Origin of the sequence: Paraconexibacter sp. (assembly GCF_041602235.1) — a bacterium.
Classification (GTDB): domain Bacteria; phylum Actinomycetota; class Thermoleophilia; order Solirubrobacterales; family Solirubrobacteraceae; genus Paraconexibacter.
In genome coordinates this window covers 1-8,802 of record NZ_JBFIGP010000160.1, presented here as the reverse complement: position 1 = coordinate 8,802, position 8,802 = coordinate 1, and the positions used below count along the sequence as shown (strand labels likewise).

Sequence of the window (8,802 nt, the reverse complement as noted above, 5' to 3'; positions counted from 1 at the left end):
TCGACTTCACGACGTGGCGCTCGCTCGTCCGCGAGCACGGACTCGCCGACGCCGACGCCGTCACGCTCATGTGCGAGCTCGTCCGGGCGGCGGAGGCGCCGACCCGACCGCTCAGGCCATCGAGCGCCCGACGATCTCCTTCATGATCTCGTTGGAGCCCGCGTAGATGCGCGAGACGCGGGCGTCGGCGTAGAGCCGGGCGATCGGGTACTCGAGCATGTAGCCGTAGCCGCCGAAGAGCTGCAGGCACTTGTCGATGACCCGGCCCTGCACCTCGGTGCAGAAGAGCTTCAGCGACGCGGCCCGCTCGACGGAGAGGGTCCCGTTCACGAGCTCCATCGTGCACTGGTCGAGGAACGCCTGCGCGGCGTCGGTCTCGGTCCGGCACTCGGCGAGCTGGAAACGGGTGTTCTGGAAGTTGCCGATCGGCTGGCCGAACGCCTGGCGCTCCTTGACGTACTCGACCGTGAAGCGGATCGCTGCCTGCGCGTTGGCGACACCGGCCACCGCGACGCTCAGGCGCTCCTGGGCGAGGTTGTGGACCATCTGGCCGAAGCCCTGCCCCTCGGCCACGAGCAGGTTCTCGACCGGGACGCGCGCGTCGTTGAAGAACAGCTCCGCGGTGTCCTGCGAGTGCATGCCGACCTTCTCGAGGTTGCGGCCGCGCTCGAGGCCCGGGGTGTCGCCCTCGATCACGAGCATCGAGATGCCCTTGTGGCGCTCGTTGGGATCGGTCTTGACCGCGGTGACGATCAGGTCGGCGTTGATGCCGTTGGTGATGAACGTCTTCGCCCCGTTGACGATGTAGTGGTCCCCGTCGCGGACCGCCTTCGTCTTGATCCCGGCGAGGTCCGAGCCCGTGCCCGGCTCCGTCATGCCGATCGCGGTGATGAGCGTCCCGTCGGCGACCCCGGGCAGCCAGCGCTGCTTCTGCTCGTCGTTGCAGTACTCGAGGAAGTAGGGGAGGCAGACGTCGTTGTGGAGGGTGAGGCCGACGCCGAAGCCGCCCAGGCCCTCACGGAAGCACTCCTCGCCGAGGACGACGTTGAAGCGGAAGTCGTCGACGCCCGCCCCGCCGAACTCCTCGGGGATCTGCGTGCCGATGAAGCCGTTGGCACCGGCCGCGGCGAAGATCTCACGAGGGACGATGCCGTCCTTCTCCCACTGGTCGAAGTGCGGGGCGACCTCGTTGGTGATCCAGCGACGGACGCTCTCGCGGAAGTCCTCGTGCTCGTCCTCGAAGATGGCGCGACGGCTGCTGGCAGGGTGCTCGACGGTGCTCATGCCTGGACGGTACCGCGCGGGGGCGTGATGCCGTTCATGGGGATGTCACAACTCTGCGCCACGATGGACCGTGGTTGAAGCAGGTTCGGCTCCCACGTCGTCTCCGGAGGTCCCCGTGTCGTTCTCACGTGTCGTTCACCGGTCACTGCTCGCGACGGCCGTCGTCGTCGCCGCGGGCGCCGTCGGCCCCGCGGGCGCGATGGCCCGGCCCGTCGAGCAGTACCACGGCAAGGTGGTCACGCTCGCGCACGAGGCCTCCGGCCGGGCCGCGGTCGTCCGCGACGGACGGCGCAGGCTGCTCACGCTGTCCCGCAGCTTCAGGATCGACCCCGGACCGCGGGTCCGCGTCTATCTCGTCGCCGGCAGGGTGCGGGGCGACGGCGACGTGAAGCGGTTCGTGGACCTGGGGCGGCTCAAGGGGTCACGCGGCAGCCAGCAGTACCGCATCCCCGCGGGAACCAACGTCGCGCGCTACCGGACCGTGGTGTTCTGGTGCGTGCCGTTCTCCCAGGCCATGGCGAAGGCGGAGTTGCGGCGGTCATGAGCGCGCTGCGCCTGCCGGCCGCCTCGCTCGCCGTGATCGCCGCCCTGGTCGTGGGCGTGTGGTTCTGGTCGGGCGTCGTCGCACCCGGGTACTGGTCCTCGATCGTCCTGGGAACCGTCTGGTTCGTGGTCGTCTCCGCCGTCGCGGGCAAGCTGACCAAGGGTCGCGGCAGCCTGCGCGTCGCCACGCGCGGGACGCTGATCGCCTGCTCGTTGCTGGCGATCGGAGGCTTCTACTGGACCTCGATCCGCGAGACGACGGTCGACGAGGACATCGTCGTCGGCGTGGCCGCCAGCGATCTCGCCGACCGGTCGACGGGCAGCGGTGGCTCGGGCCTCAGCCCTGCGGAGCAGGCGGCCGCCGACGAGGTCGCGGCGGAGGAGGCCTCCGTGTCCCGCGAGGACGGCGCGGCCGACGTCCCCCGGGATGCTCCGCGATCGGACGGCGCGGCCCCGGCCGCGACACCGACCCCCGCCCAGCCCGTGCAGGAACGCGCCGGCCGCGTCGAGACCCGTGGCCACTCGGCTCGTGGGCGTGCCGCGGTCGTCCGCCTGCCGGACGGCGAGCGCGTCCTGACGCTGTCGGACCGCTTCCGGATCGACCCGGGACCCAAGGTGCGGGTCTACCTCGTCGCGGGGGACGGCAGCGACGTGTCGGACCACGTCGATCTCGGAGGGCTGAAGGGCTCCAAGGGGGACCAGCAGTACCGGATCCCGGGCGGCGTCGATCTCGCGCGCTATCGCACGGTGGTCTTCTGGTGCGTGCCCTTCACCTCGACGCTGGCGGTCGCGTCGCTGCGTCCTTCGTGACCCCCGCGGAGGGTGCCCGGACCACCCCCGGATGAACGGCTGCGTTTCACGACCGGCGCACGCGACCGGACTCCGGTATATGGTCCTCGCCGCAGAACACGACTGGGGTTAGTGCACACCCGTCGGAGACGGCGGAGACCCGGTGGAGAGAGCGGAGAACACACGACAGGGGATGGGCGCGATCGGTCGCGTTGCGATCGCGGGTTCCCTGCTGCTCGCACTCGTGTTCGTGCTGCTCATCGTCAGCGGCGGCGACAAGTACTCCGTCAAGGCCCGTTTCGTCGCCGCGACCCAGATGGTCGAGGGCAACCTCGTGCAGAGCGGTGGCCGCAAGGTCGGGCTGGTCAAGAAGATCGAGCTGACGCGTGACGGCCAGGCCGAGCTGACCCTCGAGCTCGACGACGAGATCGCGCCGCTGCGCCAGGGCACGCGGGCCACGCTGCGGACCGCGTCGCTGTCCGGCATCGTCAACCGCTACGTCGACCTGCAGATCCCGAGCGACGGGCCCGACGGCAGCAGGGCCACGATCCCCGAGGGCGGCGTCATCGCCAGCTCGCAGACGACGTCGGCCGTCGACCTCGATCAGCTCTTCGCCCTCTTCGACGACGACGCCAAGAAGGGCCTGCAGGACGTCATCCGCGGCAGCGCCAACCAGTACGACGGGGCCGGCAAGCAGGCCAACGCCGGGTGGCGCTACCTGAACCCGTCGTTCGTGGCCTCGCGGCGGCTCTTCGACGAGCTCAACCGCGACACCGCGCTCTTCGAGCGGTTCCTGGTGGCGAGCTCGCGCCTGGTGACCGACGTCGCCGAGCGCGACAACGACCTGAGCGCGCTCGTCGACGGCCTCGCCGACACCACCGGCGCGATCGCCGCGGAGGAGGGCTCCCTCTCACGGGCGATCGCCGAGCTGCCCCCGTTCATGCGCCGCGCGAACACGACGTTCGTCAACCTGCGGTCCGCCCTCGACGATCTCGACCCGCTGCTCGACGAGTCGCGGCCCGTCACGCCGAAGCTCCGGCGCGTCCTCGCGGAGCTGCGCCCGTTCGCCGTCAGCGCCAAGCCGGTGGTCGCCGACCTGTCGAAGACGATCCGTCGCGACGGCAAGGACAACGACCTGATCGAGCTCGGCGAGGCGACGTTGCCGTTCCGTGACCAGGCCATCGGTCCGCTCAACCGCAACGGCAAGCAGCGGCCCGGCTCCTTCGCGACGTCGGCCGCGTCCTTCAAGGGCTCCCGTCCGCACTTCGCGTTCCTGCGCCCGTACAGCGTCGATCTGACCGGCTGGTTCGACGACTTCAGCCACTCCGGCATCTACGACGCCAACGGCTCGGCGAGCCGCAACGCCCTCACCGTGAACGCGTTCGCGGTCACCAACGGGCTCCTGCAGCCGGTGCCGCAGGCGCTGCGCGAGCAGCTCTTCCGCCAGACGGCCGTGATCGGCCAGCGCAACCGGTGCCCCGGCTCGATCGAGCGGCCCGCCGCCGACGGCTCGAACCCCTACGTCCCCGACGATCTGGAGTGCGACCGCACCCAGGTCCCGCCCGGCAAATGAGACGGGCGATCGCGACACTCCTCGTCCTGGCCGGCCTCGTCGGCGGATGGACCCTGGCCACCGGCGCATCGGACGGCGAGAAGACGGGCGGGAGCACCTACTGGGTCGAGCTCGACAACGCGTTCGGCCTGATCGAGGGAGCCGACGTCAAGGTGAGCGGGGTCCGCGCAGGCGACATCGCGGAGATGAAGCTCGACCGCCGGACGTTCCGGGCGCTGATCAAGCTCAACATCACGAAGGACGGCTTCGGGTCGCTGCGCACCGACACCACGTGCGAGACCCGTCCGCAGTCGCTGATCGGCGAGTACTTCGTGGACTGCTCGCCGGGCACCGCCTCGAAGGAGCTGCCGCAGGGGTCGACGATCCCAGTTGAGCGCACGAAGTCGACGATCCCGGTCGACCTCGTCAACAACATCATGCGCCGTCCCTACCGAGAGCGGTTCAGCATCCTGCTGTCGGAGCTGGGTGCCGCCCTCGCCGCCCGCGGCGACGACCTCGACGAGACGATTCGCCGCGCGGTTCCCGCGCTGCGCGAGACCGACGAGGTCCTCGCCCTGCTCGCCGAGCAGCGGCGCACGATCCGGGATCTCTACGACGACGCCGAGACCGTGCTGACCCGGCTCGCCGACAACGGCGACGACGTCGTGCGGTTCGTCCGCGAGGCACGTGACACCTCGGTGGCGAGCGCCGAGCGCGAGAGCGACCTGCGCGCCCAGTTCCGCAAGTTCCCGACCTTCCTCGCCGAGCTGCAGCCGACCATGAAGCTCCTCGGTCAGGCCGCCGACCGCCAGACCCCGGCCCTCTCGGCGCTCAACAGCGAGGCCGGACGCCTGCGGCGCTTCCTCGACGCGCTGGGCACGTTCTCCGAGGCATCCCGGCCGGCCTTCCGGACCCTGGCCGATGCGTCCCGCAAGGGCCGGCCCGCCGTGACCGCGCTGCGACCGCAGGTCCAGGAGCTCACGAAGGCCGTCGAGCCGCTGCCGGAGGTCTCCAACAACCTCGCGATCACGCTCGAGCACCTCGACGACCCGAAGTTCGCGGTCGAGAAGGACCCGCGCAGCCCCCGTGGCGGCAGCGGCTACACGGGCCTCGAGGCGCTGCTGCGCTACGTGTTCTTCCAGAGCCAGGCGACCAACGTCTTCGACGGCGACGGCCACATGCTGAAGGTCGCGGCGTTCCTCGACAGCGCGTGCTCCTTCTACTGGGACGCCAAGCGGGCCAAGGAAGACCCGCAGAGCGAGCGGTGCGCCGCGGTCCTGGGACCGAACCGTCCCGGCATCAACCAGCCGGATCCGACCGACACCGACGCCGCGACCCGGAAGACCCGCGCCCCGGCGGCGAAGCAGGACAAGGACGCCACGCCCGCTCCGGCGGCGACGCCCTCGCCCGCCCCGGGCGCTCCCGCCGCACCGGCTCCCGCGACTCCGGACGGCTTCCTCGGCGACGTGCTCGGTGGCCTGCTGCCCGACGGTCTGCCGCCGGTCCTGAGCCAGCCGCTCGACGCCGCCGGCGAGGCCCTGCGAGGCACGAGCGGTGCCCTCGGGCAGCGCGACACCGAGCCCCTCCTCGACTACCTCCTGGGCGGGTGATGCGATCGTGATGCGTCGCCGCGGCTCCACCAGCATCATCGCGAACCCGGTCCTCGTCGGGGCGGTCACCACGCTCATCGTCGTGGTCGCCGTGTTCCTCGCCTACAACGCGAACTCCGGCCTGCCGTTCGTCCCGACCACCACGCTGAAGGTGCAGATCTCCAGCGGCGCGAACCTCCTCCCGGGGAACGAGGTCCGTGAGGGCGGCTATCGCATCGGCATCGTCGACGACATGGTGCCCGTCCGCCTGCCCGACGGATCGTCCGGCGCCGAGATCACGCTGAAGCTCGACGAGAAGGCCGGCAGGCTGCCCAGCGACTCGACCGTGGATCTGCGCCCCCGCTCCGTGCTGGGCCTCAAGTACGTGGAGATCACGCGCGGCACCTCGAAGCGGCTGCTCGCCGACGGCGCGACGCTGCCCGCCAAGCAGGCGCGCTTCCCCGTCGAGCTCGATGACCTCTACTCGATCTTCGACGAGCCGACCCGCCGGGCCTCGCGGGACAACCTGGAGGGGTTCGGGGACGCCCTCAGCCAGCGCGGAGCCAGCATCAACCGCGCGATCGCCGGCCTGCCGGAGTTCCTGAAGGACCTCGAGCCGGTCGCCCGCGTGCTGTCGGACGACGACACCAACCTGCGGCGCTTCTTCCGCGAGCTCGGCGACGCCGCCCGCATCGTGTCGCCGGTGGCCGACCGGTACGCCAACTCGTTCAGCGCCGGGGCCGACACGTTCGAGGCATGGTCGCGCGATCCGGAAGCCCTGAAGGCGACCATCACCAAGTCCGTCCCGACGCTCGACACCGGCATCCGGTCGCTGCGCGTCCAGCGGCCCTTCCTCCGCGACTTCGCCGCGTTCAGCGGGTCGCTGGAGAAGGTCGCGACACGCCTGCCGCGCAACCTGCCGCGCATCATCCCGGCGCTCGAGACCGGCAGCCGCGTGCAGCGCCGGGCGGTGACGCTGAACCGGGAGCTCGGTCGCACCCTCAGCGCGCTGGAGCGCCTGAGCAACGACCCCGGGACGGGCATCGCCCTGCGCGGGCTGACGCGGACCACCGGGATCCTGAACCCGTTCCTGCGGTTCCTCGGGCCGTACATCACGGTGTGCAACTACTTCAACTACTCCTGGACGCATGCCGGTGAGCACCTGACGGAGCCGGACCCGACCGGTACCGCCCAGCGCACGCTGCTCAACCAGACCCCGCGCAACCAGAACCCGGCGTCCCCGAGCATCGGCTCGCTCGGTGCCGCGGCGCCCGCCAACGGGGAGCCCGTGGTCTCCGGGTCGCCGGTCAACCTGCACAACAACCTGTACTCGGCCGCGATCAACCGCGACGGCACCGCCGACTGCGAGTCCGGCCAGCGTGGGTACCTCAAGCGCCTGAACACGTACGGCAAGCCCGAGTTGAACACCGTCGTCGATCCCCACATCCCGGGCAGCCAGGGCCCGACCTTCACCGGTCGCCCGCGGGTGCCCGAGGGCCAGACGTTCACGCGCGCACCCCAGAGCGGACCGCTCATGCCGCCGGAGCTCGATCCATGAGACGTGGCGTGAAGACCCGCAGCCCGTTCGCGGTCGGACTCGTGACGCTCCTGGCGATCGCGGTCGGCACCTACTTCGGATTCACGAAGGCCAACCCGTTCGCGAACCCGTTCGAGCTGAAGGCCGCCTTCTCGCAGGCGGGCGACATCAAGCCGAAGTCCCCTGTGCGCGTCGCCGGCGTGAACATCGGCACGGTCACCAAGGTCGAGCGCCTGCCCGGCGACCGTCCCGGCGCCCTCGTCACGATGAACATCGAGGAGAAGGGCCTGCCGCTGCACCGCGACGCCACCGTCAAGGTCCGGCCGCGCATCTTCCTCGAAGGCAACTTCTTCGTCGACATCGCACCCGGATCCCCGAGCGAGCCGGTGCTCGGCGACGGCGACACCATCCCGGTCAACCAGACCGCCGCCCCGGTCCAGCTCGGACAGGTGCTGGAGACCCTGCAGAGCGACACCCGTGAGGATCTGCAGATCCTGCTGGAGGAGTACGGCTCGGCCCTGCGCGGCTCCGGTGCGCGCGGGTACCGCCGGTCCATGCGGTGGTGGGAGCCCGCCTACCGCGACGGCGCGATCGTCGCCGACGCCACGCGCGGGATCCTCGCCCACGACCTCTCCAACTACGTGAAGTCGGCCGGCGTCGTGGCCGAGGCCCTCGACCGTGATCCGGCCGCGCTCAAGGACCTGATCACGAACTTCGCCACGACCGCCGGGGCGTTCCAGGCCGAGCAGGACAACCTCCGCACCGCGATCGGCCTGCTCGACGACACCCTCTCGACCGGACGTCGGGCGCTGGGTGAGCTGAACACCGCGCTTCCGCCGCTGCGCCGTCTGGCGGCCGACCTGCGGCCCGCCGTGCGCTCGTCCGGCCCAGCCCTCGACGCGACGCTGCCGTTCGTCAAGCAGGCGCGCAGGCTCTTCGCGGCCGGCGAGCTCGGTGGGTTCTCGAAGGACCTGCGCAAGCTCGTCCCGGACCTCGTGGAGCTCAACGTCGGCGGCGTGCCGTTCCAGGAGGAGGCACGCCTGCTCTCGAGCTGCCAGCTCACGGTCATCCAGCCGACCGCCGAGAGCAAGATCGACGACCCGAACTTCCCGACCTCCGGCAAGGTCTACCAGGAGGGCGTGAAGTGGCTGCCGGGCATCGCCGGCGAGAGCCGCGGGTTCGACGCCAACGGGCAGTACATCAAGACCACCGCCAAGGGCGGGGCGAACTTCGCCTACTCGCTCGGCGCCGGACGGTTCATGCTCACGAGCTCGCCGCTGAAGGGCGTCAACCCGCCCGGCCGCACCAAGGAGAGCCCGCTGCGCCCGGACGTCCCGTGCGAGACCCAGGAGCCGCCGGACCTGCGTTCGATCCCCGCCGACCCGCCGCCCGCCATCCGGATCCGGACCAGCGGCACCGCCTATGAGAAGCGGATCGCCGAGGCCCAGGAGGTCGCGGTGGACTGGCTGCGCAAGCAGATCAAGCTCGAGGGGCTCACCGGCAAGCTG

At 70.8% G+C, this 8,802-nt stretch carries 7 protein-coding genes; 6 read left to right on the top strand and 1 reads right to left on the bottom strand.

Annotated elements, in window-relative coordinates; genetic code table 11:
• Positions 1–111 precede the first annotated feature (111 nt).
• Positions 112–1,284 (bottom strand): acyl-CoA dehydrogenase family protein, encoded by a 1,173-nt coding sequence (locus ABYE80_RS13105; protein ID WP_372790730.1) that lies wholly within the window; start codon positions 1,282–1,284, stop codon positions 112–114.
• A gap of 115 nt (positions 1,285–1,399) precedes the next feature.
• Between ABYE80_RS13105 and ABYE80_RS13100 the strand changes: the two genes are divergently transcribed.
• The 6 genes from ABYE80_RS13100 to ABYE80_RS13075 all read left to right on the top strand — a co-directional run.
• The gene (locus ABYE80_RS13100) at positions 1,400–1,828 is read left to right on the top strand and encodes a DM13 domain-containing protein (RefSeq protein WP_372790729.1); all 429 of its coding nucleotides are present in this window, start codon (positions 1,400–1,402) and stop codon (positions 1,826–1,828) included.
• On the top strand, positions 1,825–2,637 hold the full coding sequence (locus tag ABYE80_RS13095) for a DM13 domain-containing protein (protein ID WP_372790728.1): 813 nt from the start codon (positions 1,825–1,827) through the stop codon (positions 2,635–2,637). The genes ABYE80_RS13100 and ABYE80_RS13095 overlap by 4 nt, the downstream gene beginning before the upstream one ends.
• Before the next feature lie 142 nt (positions 2,638–2,779).
• Positions 2,780–4,189, top strand: a complete 1,410-nt coding sequence (locus ABYE80_RS13090; protein WP_372790727.1) for an MlaD family protein — start codon at positions 2,780–2,782, stop codon at positions 4,187–4,189.
• On the top strand, positions 4,186–5,778 hold the full coding sequence (locus ABYE80_RS13085) for an MlaD family protein (protein WP_372790726.1): 1,593 nt from the start codon (positions 4,186–4,188) through the stop codon (positions 5,776–5,778). Before ABYE80_RS13090 ends, ABYE80_RS13085 begins: the two co-directional genes overlap by 4 nt.
• 10 nt (positions 5,779–5,788) lie before the next feature.
• A complete protein-coding gene (locus tag ABYE80_RS13080) occupies positions 5,789–7,315 on the top strand; it encodes an MlaD family protein (RefSeq protein ID WP_372790731.1) in 1,527 nt (508 codons plus the stop codon).
• A partial coding sequence (locus tag ABYE80_RS13075) for an MlaD family protein (protein WP_372790725.1) occupies positions 7,312–8,802 on the top strand: 1,491 nt, incomplete at its 3' end. The genes ABYE80_RS13080 and ABYE80_RS13075, both read left to right, overlap by 4 nt.